The following is a 14,015-nucleotide window of genomic DNA, read 5'->3' as shown; positions in this document are numbered from 1 at the left end:
CCCGGATCAGCTCGCGCTGAGGTGACGCGCGAGCTTGTCCAGGGTCTGATAGCCGAATTCGACCGCGCCGAAGCCGATCCCGGCCGTGCGCTGCTCGGCTGTCGGATGGAGCTGGCGCATGGTCAGCACGGTCTTGCCATCGCTTTGCTCGTCGAACGTGATGGTCACGTGGAAGCGGCCCGGATCGTCGTCCTTGTCCGATCCGTGCTCGGTCTCGATCAGCCGCGGCGCCTCGATCCGCAGGAAAACCATGCGGTTGTCGTAGATCGTGCCGTCGGGCGCGGTGTAGATGAAGCGCCAGCGGCCGCCGGGACGAATGTCGCATTCCAGCGTCTCGGTCTTGAAGCCCGCCGGTCCGAACCACTGCCCGAGCTGCTCGGGATCCGTCCACGCCGCGAACACGCGTTCGCGTGGCGCATCGAGCACGCGGCACAGCACGATCTCGCGGTCGAGGGCCCAGGTCTTGAGGGGATCATTGCTCATCGTGAAGTCCTTTCGCAGGAAGGGAGGAGGATTGCAGAAAGCTTTCCAGCCGGTCGAAGCGCGCTTCCCAGGCCTGGCGCGTGTGGTCGAGCCATTGCCGCGCCTCGGCGAGCCGGTCGGGACGGAGCTGGCATGGGCGCTTCTGGCCGTCGCGGCCGCGGATGATGAGACCGGCACGTTCGAGCACTTTCAGGTGCTGCGAGATCGCCGGCAGGCTCATCGCGAAGGGGCTGGCGATTTCCTGCACCGTCATGTCGCCCTCAGTCGCCAGCCGGCTCAGGATCGCGAGCCGGGTCGGGTCGCCGAGGGCGGCAAAGGTCTGAGGCATGTCTTGCGAGGTCAGCACTCTACCACCGTGGAGATATTTAAGTAATTCCTTAAATATCTCCACGGCCCTCATCCGTCAAGCGCGATGATCGGGCCTCGCCTGTCCGTCACAGGCAAGCCGACGGCGCGGCGGGCCCTTTCGCACCTGTCGGCGATCTGCCAGAGCGCCCGATCATGACCGATCCCGCGCTTTCTACCGCCGACGCAGCCCGTAACGACGGCTGGGCTGTCGGCGATCGTCTCGGGCTGCGGATTCCCGCGGATGCCGCAGCTTTGCGCGAAGGCGGCGCGGCGTGGTTGACCGAGGCGTTCCGCGCGATGGGCGCGCTGGCACCCGAGAACCGCGTCACCGCCGTGACGCGCTGCGACGGTTTCTCGGGCGGTGGCACCGGTACCAAGGCGCTGCTGTCGGTGGCCTACGAGAAGCCCGGCCCGCACCTGCACGAGGACCTCTTCGTCAAGTTCTCGCGCAATTTCGACGATCCCATGGCCGACCGCGCCCGGTTCCACATGGAGCCCGAGGTGCGCTTTGCCGCGCTGTCGCGCATGCCGGGCTTTCCGGTGGCGGTGCCTGAGTGTCTGTTCGCCGATTTCGCGCACGAGAGCGGCACCGGCCTGCTGATCACCCAGCGCATCGGCTTCGCCCGGGACGGCGTCGAGCGCCAGTACGAGAAGTGCATGGACCAGGTCATGCCCGAGCCGCTCGCGCATTACCGCGCGCTGATCGGCACGCTGGCGCGGCTCGCGGGGAGTCACAAGGGCGGCCGGCTGCCCGACTATGTCGAGGCCGAGTTTCCCTTCGACCACGCCAAGGCGCTGGCGAGCGATCGCCTGCCCTATACGCCGCAGCAGGTCGCAAACCGCGTCTCGCGCTATGCCGCCTTCGCCGCCGAACTGCCGCAGCTGCTGCCCGAAGCGATCCGCAGCGAGGCCTTCATCGCCGATCTCGGCGAGGGCGCGGCGCTGTTTCAGACGCACGAGGATGCGATCAAGCATTTCCTCCACGGCGATCCGCGCATGATCGCGCTCTGCCACTGGAACGCCAATTCGGACAACGGCTGGTACTGGCGCGATGCCGCAGGCGAACTGCAATGCGGCCTGCTCGACTGGGGCAGCGTCGGCCAGATGCACGTGGCGATGACGCTCTGGGGCTGCCTTTCCAGCGCCGAGCTCTGGATGTGGCAGGACCACCTGGACGAGCTGCTGGCGCTTTTCGTGGCCGAATACGCCGCGCACGGCGGCCCCGCGCTCGATCTTGCCGAACTGCGGACGCACCTGCTGCTCTATTCGGCGATGATGGGCCTGTGCTGGCTGATGGATGCGCCGCCGCGCATCCGCCGCGAAGTGGCCGATCTCTTCGACTGCACCGGGCCGCTCGATCCGCGAATTACCGCGAGTGAAACTGCACGGGTCCAGCTGCAAATGATGGCCAATTTCCTCGCCTTCTGGCAGTCTGAAGACTTAACGGGAACGCTCAAGCGCTTGTTCTGACCCCTCGGCGTGTCCTTATGTGAACTTAAGCCCCGTTTAAGACTACCTCGTTACATTGAAATCACGCGATTTTCTGTATCGCGCGATCTGACCGAAGGCGGAAGACAATCCACTCGGACGGAGCGTAATTGGGAGTCCGCCTATGCGGCACGAAATTCGACCCGAAGACGTCCGGATGGGCATGTACATCTGCGGCTTCGGCGGGTCTTGGTTCAGCCACCCGTTCTTTCGCGCGAAGTTCGTTCTCAAGACCGAGGACGATCTGGACCGCGTGCGGGATTCGGGCGTGCCTCACGTCGTGATCGACGACACGCTGGGCATTGCCCCCCGAACCGGTGACGGCCGCCCCGGCGAGCGCGCCAGCACCCCCCCCCCGAAGCGTCCGCGCCGCGTCCCAAGCCCAGCCCACCGCAGACGCACTACTACGCCGACGAGGAAAACCGCGAGCGCGCCGACCGGCAACGCGCCAAGCAAATCGTCACGCGGTCGCTTAAGGTTCTCAAGACGGCTTTTGCCGACGTGCGGCTCGGCCGTGCAGTGCGGATGACCGAGGTCAAGGAGATCGTCGACGACATCACCGGCGCAGTCGAGCGCAGCCCTCGCACCCTGCTCGATGTAATCCAGCTCAAGCAGAAGGACGAATATACCTATCTGCACTCGGTCGCCGTCTGCACCCTGATGGTCAACGCCGCCCGCCACATGGGCAAAGGCGCGTCCGAGACGCGCGAATACGGCCTCGCCGGACTGCTCCACGATCTCGGCAAGATGGGTGTGCCCGAAACCATCCTCAACAAGCCCGGCAAGCTGACCGAAGCCGAATTCCTCGAAGTGCGCGACCACCCCGAGCGCGGCTACCAAATCCTCGCGCAGTCGCCGAACATGCCCGAAATGGCGCTCGACGTCTGCCGCCACCACCACGAGAAGATGGACGGCACCGGCTATCCCTTCGGCCTGCCTGCGGATGCCATATCGCTGGTCGCCCGGCTTGGCGCGGTCTGCGACGTCTACGACGCGCTGACCTCGGAGCGGGTCTACAAGGACGCCTGGTCGCCGGCCGAAGCGCTTTCCGCCATGTGGTCGTGGGAAGGCCATTTCGACCGCACCGTGCTGTTCAGCTTCATGCAGTCCATCGGCGTCTTCCCGGCGGGCATGCTCGTGCGGCTGCGCAGCAACCGGCTGGCGCTGGTGCTGGAGAACAAGCGCCGCAAGACGCGCCCGCACGTGCTCGCCTTCTATGCCGCACGCGACCGCACCTTCATCACGCCGCAGGAAGTGGTCATCCAGGACAACCTCGCCAACGACAGCATCGTCGGCTGGGAACAGCCCGCGGAATGGGGCTTCGACGACTGGGAAGGCCTGGCCGCTCGTTTGAAGCGCGGCGATACCAAGCTGATCGCGGCCTGAGCCTCAGCTCACCGAGTTGACCAGCTTCTCGCTCTCGTCCCAGAACCGCGCCACCGCGGCGGGATCGTCGACCTGCGGGTTGGGCGCACGCGGCGCACGCTGTTCCCAGTAGCCGCCGCTGCTCCGGCCCGGCTCCTCGCCAGTTGCCAGCCAGACCAAGGTATCGGTGCCCTCGGCGACGCTGAGCTTGGGCAGATCGCGGGTATAGGCCTGCGTCTCCTCGGGTCCGTGGCTGAAGAACGGCGTGTCGGTCGCTCCGGGAGCCATGGCGTGGGCGACGATGCCAGTCCCTTCGAGCCGCCCGGCGAGCGCGCGGGCGAACAGCACGTTGGCCAGCTTGCTTCCGCAATAGGCGGCGCCCGGACTGAAGCGGCCGAGGTTCTGCATGTCGTCGAGATCGAGCGGCCCCATCATCTCGCTGGCGTCCGAGGCCGTCATCAGGATGCGGGTCGAACCGGAAGGCGCTTCCGCAGCCGCCGCGCGCAGCAGCGGCATGAGGCCTTCGGTGAGGACGAAAGGTCCGAGATGGTTACCGGCAAAATTGGCTTCGAGCCCCTCGGCGGTCATTTCCAACCGGTCGGTCATGCAGCCGGCATTGTTGGCCAGAACGTCGATGCGATCGGTCAGGGTGGCGATCGCCTGCGACAGCTTGCGCGCTTCGGCCATCAGAGACAGGTCGGCGCGCAGCATCTCGATGCTGCCCTCCCCCCGCCGCCGCGATTTCCGCCGCCGCCTCGGCCATGCGGGCTTCGTCGCGCCCCGTGCCGATCACGCGCCAGCCCTGCGCCACCAGCGCCGTCGCCAATTGCTTGCCGATTCCCGAGCTTGCCCCGGTAACGACCGCGACGCGTTGTCTATCCTTCATTCCGTCCATTTCCTATATTCGTCGTCAGTCCGCCAGCACAGGCCCCGTAGCCGGGAGCCGCGCGAGCAGGTCGAACGCGCGCTGCACCGAAGCGCCGCGGATCGCCGGCGAATGGGCGCTGGCGATGACCTTTATGCCCAGCCGCGCCAGCCCGTCGATCTCCTGCTGGTATTTGGCCTGGTCGACCAGCGCAACCCAGGGGCAAAGCGAGGCATGATGGAAACTGGCGAGACCCGTCGCCCAGAGATCGGGCTCGATTTCCTCGACCCAGTCGACCGGCCCCGCGGGAACGGGCGCGCAGAACGCGTCCGACGCGTAGTAGACGCCGCTCGCCTCGTCGAGCAGGCCGCGCGAATAGGGGCTGTCGTAGACCGGCGGGCGCAGGGCGCGCAGCATGCGATCGCCGACAGCGAAGCGCTCACCGTTCTCCACCATGCGCATGCGGTCGAACGGAATGCCGAGCGACGCCGCGGCGCGGAATGATTCGCCGCGGCTGGTGATCATCGCCGCGTTCGGGCACCGCTCCAGCGCCTCGATCAGGTTGCCGGCATGATCGGTGTCGATGTGGGTGACGAATATCCACCGCACCGCCTCGGGCGCGACGAGCGAGAACACGTCCTCGAAAAATTCGTCGCGGTGCGTGACCATGCCCGTATCGACGACCACCGGCTCGGCCGCGCGGATGACCATCGAATTGAGATGGGTCCAGGTCCCGCCGACCGATGCCGTCAGCGCACGGATCGAGAAGACGCCCGGCGCCACTTCGAGCGGCCGCTGGCGCGGGGCGGGCTTGGAAAGATCGATATCGAAATGGCTCATGCCGGCGCCGCGGCCTGATGCACTTCGGCCCAGGTCCGCCCCACCTGCGCGGGGTCGTAGGCGATCGCCGGGTCGGTGTCCCCGTAGATGTTCAGTGTATGCATGAAGCGGTGCGTGCCGATCATGTGCGACGTGGTGAGGCCCAGCTCGACGATCTCGGCCGTGGTGAAATGCTCGGCAAGGCGGCGGTAGACGGCATCGTCGATGGCGAAATGGTTGGTCGCCATCAGCTCGAGATATTCGAGCGCCAGCCGCTCGCGCGCGCTCAGTTTCCCCATCAGCGCGGGATCGACCATGCAGGCGACAAGCTCCTCGGTCGCGCCCTCGACCTTGCGCGAAGCCTGACACGGCTCGCAGCCGCCCAGCTGGGCACTGCGGATGCGCAGTAGCTCGAGCAGTTTGCCCGGCAGCAGGTGCTTGGGGAAATTGGGATGGCGATCGCCGTCGTCGGGCGGTGTCTCGTGGTCGGCATAGGCCATGATCTGCAGCGGCACCGGATCGGTGAAACCGCCCGAGGCGAGCCCTTGTTCCATCCAGGCGCGCGAGGCCGGCGGGATGTCCTCCCAGGGAATCGGGGCGATGCGCGGCATGAGTCTCTCCCTCTTATCCGGCGATTTGTACCCAGCATGGACCAATGTCCGGGCCGCGAAAAGCCCCCGCCGGTTCCCTCGCCGGTACCGATCTGCCATGGTCGCCGGGCATGTCCGACCTAGCCCAGATCGACCCCGCCGAAGCCCTCCACGCGACTTTCGGCTTCTCCGCCTTCCGCGGCGTGCAGGAGCAGGTCGTCGAGCGCGTGCTGGCCCACCGGTCGACTCTGGCGGTCATGCCCACCGGCGCGGGCAAGTCGCTGACCTACCAGCTTCCCGCGGTGATGCAGGAGGGCACTTGCATCGTCATCAGCCCGCTGATCGCGCTGATGCACGATCAGCTGCGCTCGGCCACGGCCAACGGCATCGCCGCCGCGACGCTGACCAGCGCCGACATGGACCGCGAGGCGACGATCGACCGTTTCCGCGCGGGCGAGCTCGACTTGCTCTACGTCGCGCCCGAGCGCGCCAGCCAGCCGCATTTCCGCGAACTGCTGAGCAAGGCGCGGGTCAACCTCTTCGCCATCGACGAGGCGCATTGCGTTTCCGAATGGGGCCACGATTTCCGCCCCGACTACCGCCTGCTGCGCCCGCTGATGGACGCCTTTCCCGAGGTCCCGCGGCTGGCGTTGACCGCCACCGCCGATGCCCATACCCGGGCAGATATCCTCACCCAGCTCGGCATTCCCGAGGAAGGGCTGATCGTCGCCGGCTTCGACCGGCCGAATATCCGCTATGCGATCCGCCACCGCGAGAACGCCACGAAGCAGATTGCCCAGCTCATGGCCGAGATCCCCGGCCCGGGCATCGTCTATACCTCGTCGCGGGCGAAGACGGAGAAGCTGGCCGAGCAGCTGGCGGCGGCCACGGGGCGTCCGGTGCTGCCCTATCATGCCGGGCTGCCGCCGCAGGAGCGACAGTCCAACCAGGCGGCTTTCGTCGCCTCGGAGGACATGGTGATCGTCGCGACGATCGCTTTCGGTATGGGCATCGACAAGCCAGACGTCCGCTTCGTCGCCCATGCCGGCATCCCCAAGTCTATCGAGGCCTATTACCAGGAAACCGGCCGCGCCGGCCGCGACGGCGATCCGGCCCAGGCCGTGATGTTCTGGGCAGCGGGCGACTTCGCCCAGGCGCGGATGCGGCTTTCCGAAGTCGAAGACCACCGCCGCGAGGGCGAGAAGGTGCGGCTCGATACCCTGGCCGTGCTGGTCGAGACCGGCGAGTGCCGTCGCGCCGTGCTGCTGCGCCACTTCGGCGAAGTGCCGCCCGAGCGTTGCGGCAATTGCGACAACTGCCTCGACGCGCCCGGCGTCGCCGATGCCACGACCACCGCGCAGAAACTGCTCTCGGCGGTGTTCCGCACCGGACAGACCTATGGCTTCGGCCATGTCGAGAAGGTCCTGACCGGCGTGGCCGACGACCGCGTGCTCCAGCGCGGGCACGACCAGCTCTCTGTCTTCGGCATCGTCGATGCGGAGGAAGCGCGGCTGCTCAAGCCGCTCAGCCGCGCGCTTCAGGCCCGCGGCAGCCTGCTGCCGACCGAACACGGCGGACTGATGCTAGGCGGCGACGCACGCGCGATTCTAAAGGGCGAAGCATCGGTCTCGATCGTGCTGCCGCCGAAGAAGGAGCCGCGCGGGCGCCGCGGTGATCGGTCGGGCCGCGGCGGCAGCGGGGTCAACCCGATCGGCGATCCGCTGTTCGACGCGCTGCGCGAACTACGCCGCGCGCTGGCGCAGGAAGCCGGCGTGCCGCCTTACGTGATCTTCCACGATTCGACTCTGCGCGAAATGGCAACGCTGCGGCCCGCCTCGCTGGCCGCGCTCGGCGAAGTCGGCGGCGTCGGCACGCGCAAGCTCGAGGCATACGGCGATGCCTTCGTCAATGTGATCCGGCAGTTCTAACCAAGCCGATAGGGTGTCGGGTCACCGCGCTCGGCGATGACTTGGCGGCGCGCTTCGGGCTTGGCCTGATGGTAGAGTGCCTCGACTTCGCTCGCCAATTGGCCCGCCATTTCGCCGAGCAGCGCGAATGCCGCATCGAGGCCGTGATCGGTCAACTCGTGCAGTACTGGCTGGACCTCGACCGCCAGTTCTGCGGCGACGAGGCGCACCGCGCGCACCATCTCGCGGAATTCGAAGTCGGTCAGCCGCGCGGATTCGAACTCTTCTTTCCGCAGCAATGCAGCTCTGAGATCCCAAACCATGCCCTGTCTCTAGCACATCTGCCGCGCCCCGGCGATTTCGAGAGCTGCACCTGCCGATGAATTTGCCGCAAGCTTGCGCGCCAATGCAACTGCGTCGATGCTGCGCGAAACGCCACGAATGTGGGAGGACAGGATGGCCGAGAGCAAACCCGCAGCGCTGCAGATTCCTGCGCGCGAGATTCCGGTGCCGGCGCACCTGAGCCCGCAGGCGCAGGCCTGGCTGTCGATGCCGCGCCCCGCCGGCACGCCCGCAGACCCGCCGCTCGATGACGCCGAAGGCTGGCGCCGGCGCATCGCCGCGAGCGATGCGATGATCATGAACGTGCACCTCTCGGGCAAGCCGCTACCCGAGGCTGAGGTCACGCCGATCCAGGAAGGCGATGCGCGCGGCTTCGACATTCTCCCCGCCGAGGTCGATCCCTCCGACCGCCGCATCTTCCTCGACATCCACGGCGGCGGGCTGATCATGGGTGCGGGCGAGGTCTGCAAGGCCATGGCGATCAACACCGCCGCCTATGTCCGCGCGCGCGTTGTCGCGCCCGACTATGGCATGCCGCCCGATCATCCGTTCCCGAGGGGACTCGACGACTGCCTCGCCTTCTACCGCCGGCTGCTGCGCGACCACGATCCCAGGGAGATCATCGTCGGCGGCGCCTCGGCGGGCGGCAACCTGGCTGCCGCGACGGTACTCAAGGCGCGCGACGAAGGGCTGCCTCTGCCCGCCGCGGTCGTACTGCTCTCGCCCGAAGTCGACCTCACCGAATCGGGCGATACCTTCCGCACCAATGCCGGGATCGACGGCATGGGCAGCCTGATGCAGGCCAACCTGCTCTATGCCGGCGGGCACGACCTGACCGATCCCTACGTCTCGCCGCTGTTCGGCGATTTCACCAAGGGATTCCCGCCGACGCTGCTGACGGCCGGAACGCGCGACGTATTCCTGTCGAACGCTGTGCGCCTGCACCGCAAGCTGCGAGCCGCGGGCGTGCCGGCGGACCTCCACGTGCTCGAAGCCGCGGCGCACGGCGGCTTCGGCAACCGCACGCCCGAGGAAGCCGAGCTCGATACCGAGGTACGCGGCTTCTGCGAGAGGATCTGGACCGGCCGCTAAGGCCCGACCGGCACCTCGCCTGCCAACTGGGCCCGCTGCATCACCCGTTCCTCGGCATAGTCGGGCACGGCGAAATGCTGCGTGTTGCGGTTATCGCAGATGGCGACGTCGTCGGGCGACCAGTGCCAGCGCAGCGCGAAGTGCGGCGAGCGCAGGTGCGCGAAGAGCACCGACAGCACGCCGGCACTTTCGCCCGGGCTCAGCTCGACGATCCGCACGGTCGAGCATTCGTTGACATAGAGGCTCTTGCGGCCGGTCTGCGGATGGACCCGGATGACCGGATGAACGCTCTCCATGACCGCCGCACCTTTGTCGAGATAGCCGGCGAGCGCGGGCTCGCGGTCAAGCGTCGGGCGCATGGAATGGACCGCGGTCAGCCCGTCGAGCATCTGGCGAAAGGGCTGCGACAGCGCATCGTAGGCCGCTTCGGTGCCGAGCCAGCAGGTGTCCCCGCCGACCGGCGGCAGGCTGACCGCACGGAGCGCCGTCGCGATCGGCGGCGCCGGTATCCAGGTCACGTCTGCATGCCAGACCGCAGTGCTGTAACGCGTCGGCGCGAGATTGCCCGTGGTGACTGGGCTATGCGCCTCGCCGCCCGCGCGCGACGGCTGGATCTCGCCGAAGCAGGACACGAAAGTGGCCATCTCCGCGTCGCTGAGCCGCTGCCCGCGGAAGAAGATCACGCCGTGGTCTGCCAGCGCCCGGCGCAGTTCCTCCACCTCTCCGGGTTCCTGCGCGCGGCGCAGGTCGTAGCCTTCGAGCAAAGCGCCGACCGCGCCCGTCAGGCGCTGCGCCGACTTGCCAGCAACCTCGCTCAACGGCTCAGTCCGTAAAACTTCTCGGCGCAGCCCGCGAGGATCCAGCGTTTGTCTTCCTCGGATACGCCCTTGAAGTGGTCGTCGATCACCTGATGCGAGTGCGGGAAGGTGGTTTCCGAATGCGGATAATCCGAGGACCACATTTGGTTCTTGCCACCCGGAAAATCGCGCAGCGCGACGCCGACCTTGTCCGAGATGAACGAGCAGTAGACGTTCTGGTCGAAATAATAGCTCGGCTGGTGCTTGATGTCGCAGCCGGTCCAGTGGCGCTGCATGTGCCAGATGCGGTCCATGTACTCGGCCGCCCAGGGCATCCAGCCCGAGCCGCTCTCGATCAGGCCGACGCGCAGGTCTGGGAAGCGGTCGAACAGGCCGGTGAAGATTATCGGCGCGATGATCTCGAGCATCGGCGTCTTGCTGACCGAGAGATCAGGCAGGAAATGCGTCCGGTCGGTATAGCGCACGATGCGCGCGCCGAGGTGGAAGGTGATCGCCAGGTTCTGATCGATCGCGGTCTTCCAGATCGGATCGAACTCGGCATCGCGGTACTGCCGCTCGCCCTTGGGATCGCCCATCAGGCCTTCCATCAGCGAGGTGGAACCCTTGTCGAAATGCTTGGCCGTCTGCGGGAAGGCAGGCATGTTCACCGCAACGTCGCCGCGTGCGCGCGCCGCCTTCATCATCCGCACCGCCAGGTCCACGTCGATCGTCGGCAGGAAGGCCGCGCCGTAAAGTCGGCCGTTGGAATCGGCGCAGAAGTCCGACTGCCAGCGATTGAACGCCTCGTAGCTGTCGAGATAGAGCGCCATGTCGCCTGTGTGCAGCGGCCCGCCGCCGAAAACGACGCCCTTGTCGATGCCGTCGCGGTCCATGTCGTCGAGCCGCGCGGCGAGGACGTGGCCACCGACGCGCATGTCGCTGAGCTTGCCGTCGTTCTTGAACTCCTCGAACTTGCGGCCGGCCTGTGACTGCATGAGGTTCAGCTTCTTGCGCGTCCCTTCGAACACCAGCCAGTCGGCATCGTCATCATATTCAACGGTCGGCGCACGGTCGCGGAACTGCGGCGACAGATATTCAGCCCAGAAGGTCGGCGGCGGCGTCACGTGGACGTCGGAGTCGACCACATAGTCGGCGACGCGCGGCTGCGCGGCGATCTCGCGATTGGCATCGGCTTCGGCCATGGCATGTCTCCCGTTCGGTGCCCCGTGCTTGGCGGAGCGACTCTCGAACGAAAGCGTAGCAGACGCTTGGTCGGGCGCAAAGGAAAGCCCTCCCCCGCGCGGGCGGGAGAGGGCTTTGCCGTTCCGGAAGCGATGCTTACTTCAGGCCGAAGAACTTCTCGGCGCAGCCGGCGACGATCCAGTCCATCTCGGCCTTGGGCACGCCCGCGAAGTTCTGCGCGATCACCTTGTGCGAATGCGGGAAGGTGGTCTCGGAGTGCGGGTAGTCCGACGACCACATGATGTTCTTGCAGCCCGGCTTGTGGCGCAGCTCGACGCCGACCGGATCGCTGATGAACGACGCATAGACGTTCTGGTCGAAGTAGAAGCTGGGTGGGTGCTGGATCTTGCACTCGGTCCAGTGGCGTTGCATTTCCCAGGTGCGGTCCATGTATTCGCAGGCCCAGGGGATCCAGCCCACGCCGCTCTCGATCAGGCCGACCTTGAGCTTCGGGAAGCGATCGAACACGCCCGAATAGAGCATGATGTTGATCATCTCGAGCATCGCCGGCTTGCCCATCGGGATGTCGGGCAGGAAGTTGGTCTTATCCTTGAAGCGGCTGGTGCGCGCGCCGAGGTGGAAGGTCATCGGCATGTCGAGATCGACCAGCGTGGCCCAGAGCTTGTCGAACTCGGGATCGCGATACTGGCGCTCGCCGTGTGGATCGCCGGTCATCGCCTGCCAGACCGAACCTTCCTTGGTGAACTGGCTCAGCGACTGCGGGAAGGCCGGCAGGTTCACCGCGACATCGCCGCGTGCCTTGGCGGCCTTCACGCCGGCGATCGTCTGGTCGACGTCGACCGTGGTGAGGTAGGCGCAGGCGAACATGCGGCCGTTCGAATCGGCGCAGAAGTCCGACTGCCAGCGGTTGAACGCGTCGAAGCTGTCGAGATAGAGGTCGAGGTTGCCCGTGCCCAGCGGCCCGCCGCCGAAGCAGATGGCCTTGTCGATACCGTCGCGGTCCATGTCTTCGAGACGCGCGCCGACCATCCAGCCGCCGGTGCGCATGTCGCTGAGCTTGCCCGAGTTCTTGTACTTGTCGAAAGTGCGGCCGGCCTGCGACTGCATCAGGTTCACCGCGCGGCGGGTGCCTTCGAAGACGATATAGTCGGCATCCTCGCCCTGCTCGACTTTCGGCGCGAGATCGCGGAACTGGGGCGAAAGGTATTCGGCCCAGAAGGTGGGCGGCGGGGTGACGTGAACGTCGGCATCGACTGTATAGTCGGCGAAGCGCGGTTCGGCTTCGAACTGGCGGTTAACGTCGAAATCGGCTTCAGCCATTGCTATTCTCCCATCCCGGCCGAGCGCCGCCCGGGCATCTAGCGTCCCGTAGCAAGCGCTTGGCTAATGCGCAATCACGACATCGCGCGATGCGGCCGGTGAAGAAGATTAGCGCGCTTTGTCGCTCCAGGATACTGGCACTGAAAGCTGCATCGGCAGGTCGGGCGAAGCGATGCGCGATTCGCTGCCGTTCTCGTGAATCAGCACAACACGGCCCACGCCAGGCGTTGCGACCACGGCGGTGACGCTGTCCACCCAGCGGTGCAGGACCTCACGCGCCCGGGAGAGCGGATCGCCGCCCGTGGTGGCCTCGGCCGATGCCTCCAGTTCCGATTCGAGCTCGGTGATGCGTTCGACCGCCTGGCTGACGGCGCTGCTGGGTTTTTCGTCCATTCTCTGCACTTGGGGTGCGCAGCGCCCACGCGCAACCCCGTTCTTGGCCCGATTCAGAGCAGCGCAGCGGCGAGTTCGCGCCAGGCTGCACGCTGATTGGCCATCCCTTGGCCCTGTGGCGCCACAACCTGCAGGCAGACGTGGTTCGCGCCGGCATCGAGGTGCTCCTTCACCCGCGCGGCGATCTGCTCTACGCCGCCCCAGGCGAACAGCGCATCGATGAACTTGTCGCTCATCGCTTCGATGTCGGCATCGTCGATGCCCAGCCGGTGCCAGTTCGTGCGATAGTTCGGCAGCGCGCGGTAGTGATCGACCGCGCCGCGTGCCAGATTGCGCGCGACCGTGGGATCGCTTTCGAGCACGACGCCCTGCTCGGGCGCGACCAATTTGCCCGGCCCGAGGATTTCGCGCGCGATCCGGCTGTGCTCTGGCGTGACGAGATAGGGGTGCGCGCCGGCAGTGCGCTCGCCCGACAGCGCGACCATCTTCGGCCCGAGCGCGGCGAGGCACTGGTTGTCCCCGGGGACGCCCAGCGCGGTCAGCTTCTCTACCCAGTCGCGCGTTACCGGGATCGGCTTGCCCCAGGCCTCGCCGATAAGCGGCCCGTGGCTGATGCCGATGCCGAGCAGCGCACGCGCCTTGTGCACATCGGACAGGCCGTTGAACCAGTCGGCAATCTCGGCCGGCTCGTGCTTCCAGACGTTGATGATGCCCGTGGCGAGCGTCGCACGCTTGGTCGCGTTCAGCAGCCGGCTGAAATCGCCGGTGACGTCACCGCCGACGCCGCCGGGAAACCAGATCGCGCCAAAGCCCAGTTCGTCGAGCTCGGCCGCGGCTTCGGCGGACTCGCCCGGATCGCCGAAGCGCAGTTCCAGCGACCAGATGCCGATACGGCCGACGGGGGGAACGCTCATCTCAATCTCCCAGATGCAGTTTCGCCGATCTTGAGGCGGGCCGAGGCAGGCATCAAGTCGAATCCGTTGACAAGGCCCGACTGCAGTAT

At 66.6% G+C, this 14,015-nt stretch carries 15 protein-coding genes and 1 pseudogene; 5 read left to right on the top strand and 11 right to left on the bottom strand.

What is annotated here, in order from left to right:
* Positions 1-6: 6 nt before the first annotated feature.
* Positions 7-483 carry an SRPBCC family protein gene (locus KRR38_RS21585; RefSeq protein WP_217405396.1) on the bottom strand — a complete coding sequence of 159 codons (477 nt, stop codon included), beginning with the start codon at positions 481-483 and terminating at the stop codon, positions 7-9.
* Positions 473-829 (bottom strand): metalloregulator ArsR/SmtB family transcription factor, encoded by a 357-nt coding sequence (locus KRR38_RS21580; protein ID WP_309141111.1) that lies wholly within the window; start codon positions 827-829, stop codon positions 473-475. Before KRR38_RS21580 ends, KRR38_RS21585 begins: the two co-directional genes overlap by 11 nt.
* 155 nt (positions 830-984) lie before the next feature.
* Between KRR38_RS21580 and KRR38_RS21575 the strand changes: the two genes are divergently transcribed.
* From KRR38_RS21575 to KRR38_RS21565, 3 genes are all read left to right on the top strand, one after another.
* Positions 985-2,301 (top strand): hypothetical protein, encoded by a 1,317-nt coding sequence (locus KRR38_RS21575; RefSeq protein WP_217405394.1) that lies wholly within the window; start codon positions 985-987, stop codon positions 2,299-2,301.
* A gap of 142 nt (positions 2,302-2,443) precedes the next feature.
* A complete protein-coding gene (locus KRR38_RS37825; RefSeq protein ID WP_217405392.1) occupies positions 2,444-2,848 on the top strand; it encodes a DUF3391 domain-containing protein in 405 nt (134 codons plus the stop codon).
* Positions 2,845-3,705, top strand: a complete 861-nt coding sequence (locus tag KRR38_RS21565) for an HD-GYP domain-containing protein (RefSeq protein WP_217405390.1) — start codon at positions 2,845-2,847, stop codon at positions 3,703-3,705. Before KRR38_RS37825 ends, KRR38_RS21565 begins: the two co-directional genes overlap by 4 nt.
* Before the next feature lie 3 nt (positions 3,706-3,708).
* Here the strand turns inward: KRR38_RS21565 and KRR38_RS21560 are convergent.
* The 3 genes and pseudogenes from KRR38_RS21560 to KRR38_RS21550 form a co-directional block, all read right to left on the bottom strand.
* Positions 3,709-4,570: pseudogene (locus KRR38_RS21560) on the bottom strand (SDR family NAD(P)-dependent oxidoreductase).
* Between the two features lie 24 nt (positions 4,571-4,594).
* Positions 4,595-5,389: an MBL fold metallo-hydrolase gene (locus KRR38_RS21555; RefSeq protein ID WP_217405388.1), complete on the bottom strand. Its 795-nt coding sequence runs from the start codon at positions 5,387-5,389 to the stop codon at positions 4,595-4,597.
* The gene (locus KRR38_RS21550; RefSeq protein WP_217405385.1) at positions 5,386-5,979 is read right to left on the bottom strand and encodes a carboxymuconolactone decarboxylase family protein; all 594 of its coding nucleotides are present in this window, start codon (positions 5,977-5,979) and stop codon (positions 5,386-5,388) included. Before KRR38_RS21550 ends, KRR38_RS21555 begins: the two co-directional genes overlap by 4 nt.
* 110 nt (positions 5,980-6,089) lie before the next feature.
* Between KRR38_RS21550 and recQ the strand changes: the two genes are divergently transcribed.
* On the top strand, positions 6,090-7,886 hold the full coding sequence (recQ, locus tag KRR38_RS21545) for a DNA helicase RecQ (protein ID WP_217405383.1): 1,797 nt from the start codon (positions 6,090-6,092) through the stop codon (positions 7,884-7,886).
* Here recQ and KRR38_RS21540 read toward each other — a convergent pair.
* Positions 7,883-8,188, bottom strand: coding sequence for a hypothetical protein (locus KRR38_RS21540; RefSeq protein ID WP_217405380.1), 306 nt, complete (start codon positions 8,186-8,188; stop codon positions 7,883-7,885). The two genes, recQ and KRR38_RS21540, sit on opposite strands and share 4 nt — an antisense overlap.
* Positions 8,189-8,321: 133 nt before the next feature.
* On the opposite strand from KRR38_RS21540, the gene KRR38_RS21535 reads away from it, so the two are divergent.
* Complete coding sequence (locus tag KRR38_RS21535) at positions 8,322-9,299, top strand: alpha/beta hydrolase (RefSeq protein WP_217405378.1); 978 nt, start codon at positions 8,322-8,324, stop codon at positions 9,297-9,299.
* Here KRR38_RS21535 and KRR38_RS21530 read toward each other — a convergent pair.
* From KRR38_RS21530 to KRR38_RS21510, 5 genes are all read right to left on the bottom strand, one after another.
* Entirely contained in the window at positions 9,296-10,117 is an 822-nt protein-coding gene (locus KRR38_RS21530; RefSeq protein ID WP_217405376.1) for a TauD/TfdA family dioxygenase, read from the bottom strand. The genes KRR38_RS21535 and KRR38_RS21530 overlap by 4 nt on opposite strands.
* A complete protein-coding gene (locus KRR38_RS21525) occupies positions 10,114-11,298 on the bottom strand; it encodes an amidohydrolase family protein (protein WP_217405375.1) in 1,185 nt (394 codons plus the stop codon). The genes KRR38_RS21530 and KRR38_RS21525 overlap by 4 nt, the downstream gene beginning before the upstream one ends.
* Positions 11,299-11,434: 136 nt before the next feature.
* The gene (locus KRR38_RS21520) at positions 11,435-12,619 is read right to left on the bottom strand and encodes an amidohydrolase family protein (protein ID WP_217405372.1); all 1,185 of its coding nucleotides are present in this window, start codon (positions 12,617-12,619) and stop codon (positions 11,435-11,437) included.
* Between the two features lie 108 nt (positions 12,620-12,727).
* Positions 12,728-13,012 (bottom strand): hypothetical protein, encoded by a 285-nt coding sequence (locus KRR38_RS21515; protein WP_217405370.1) that lies wholly within the window; start codon positions 13,010-13,012, stop codon positions 12,728-12,730.
* 53 nt (positions 13,013-13,065) lie between these two features.
* Positions 13,066-13,926: a TIGR03620 family F420-dependent LLM class oxidoreductase gene (locus KRR38_RS21510; RefSeq protein ID WP_217405368.1), complete on the bottom strand. Its 861-nt coding sequence runs from the start codon at positions 13,924-13,926 to the stop codon at positions 13,066-13,068.
* Between the last annotated feature and the right edge of the window lie 89 nt (positions 13,927-14,015).

The sequence above is a fragment of the Novosphingobium sp. G106 genome (assembly GCF_019075875.1).
Lineage (GTDB): Bacteria > Pseudomonadota > Alphaproteobacteria > Sphingomonadales > Sphingomonadaceae > Novosphingobium.
Note: the sequence above shows the minus strand (reverse complement) of the source record. Positions and strands in the feature narration are given on the sequence as shown.

Coding starts and splice junctions, on each gene's coding strand:
- KRR38_RS21585 (WP_217405396.1), bottom strand. CDS start 483: ATGAGCAATGATCCCCTCAAGACCTGGGCCCTCGACCGCGAGATCGTG.
- KRR38_RS21575 (WP_217405394.1), top strand. CDS start 985: ATGACCGATCCCGCGCTTTCTACCGCCGACGCAGCCCGTAACGACGGC.
- KRR38_RS37825 (WP_217405392.1), top strand. CDS start 2,444: ATGCGGCACGAAATTCGACCCGAAGACGTCCGGATGGGCATGTACATC.
- KRR38_RS21565 (WP_217405390.1), top strand. CDS start 2,845: ATGACCGAGGTCAAGGAGATCGTCGACGACATCACCGGCGCAGTCGAG.
- KRR38_RS21555 (WP_217405388.1), bottom strand. CDS start 5,389: ATGAGCCATTTCGATATCGATCTTTCCAAGCCCGCCCCGCGCCAGCGG.
- KRR38_RS21550 (WP_217405385.1), bottom strand. CDS start 5,979: ATGCCGCGCATCGCCCCGATTCCCTGGGAGGACATCCCGCCGGCCTCG.
- recQ (WP_217405383.1), top strand. CDS start 6,090: ATGTCCGACCTAGCCCAGATCGACCCCGCCGAAGCCCTCCACGCGACT.
- KRR38_RS21540 (WP_217405380.1), bottom strand. CDS start 8,188: ATGGTTTGGGATCTCAGAGCTGCATTGCTGCGGAAAGAAGAGTTCGAA.
- KRR38_RS21535 (WP_217405378.1), top strand. CDS start 8,322: ATGGCCGAGAGCAAACCCGCAGCGCTGCAGATTCCTGCGCGCGAGATT.
- KRR38_RS21525 (WP_217405375.1), bottom strand. CDS start 11,298: ATGGCCGAAGCCGATGCCAATCGCGAGATCGCCGCGCAGCCGCGCGTC.
- KRR38_RS21520 (WP_217405372.1), bottom strand. CDS start 12,619: ATGGCTGAAGCCGATTTCGACGTTAACCGCCAGTTCGAAGCCGAACCG.
- KRR38_RS21515 (WP_217405370.1), bottom strand. CDS start 13,012: ATGGACGAAAAACCCAGCAGCGCCGTCAGCCAGGCGGTCGAACGCATC.
- KRR38_RS21510 (WP_217405368.1), bottom strand. CDS start 13,926: ATGAGCGTTCCCCCCGTCGGCCGTATCGGCATCTGGTCGCTGGAACTG.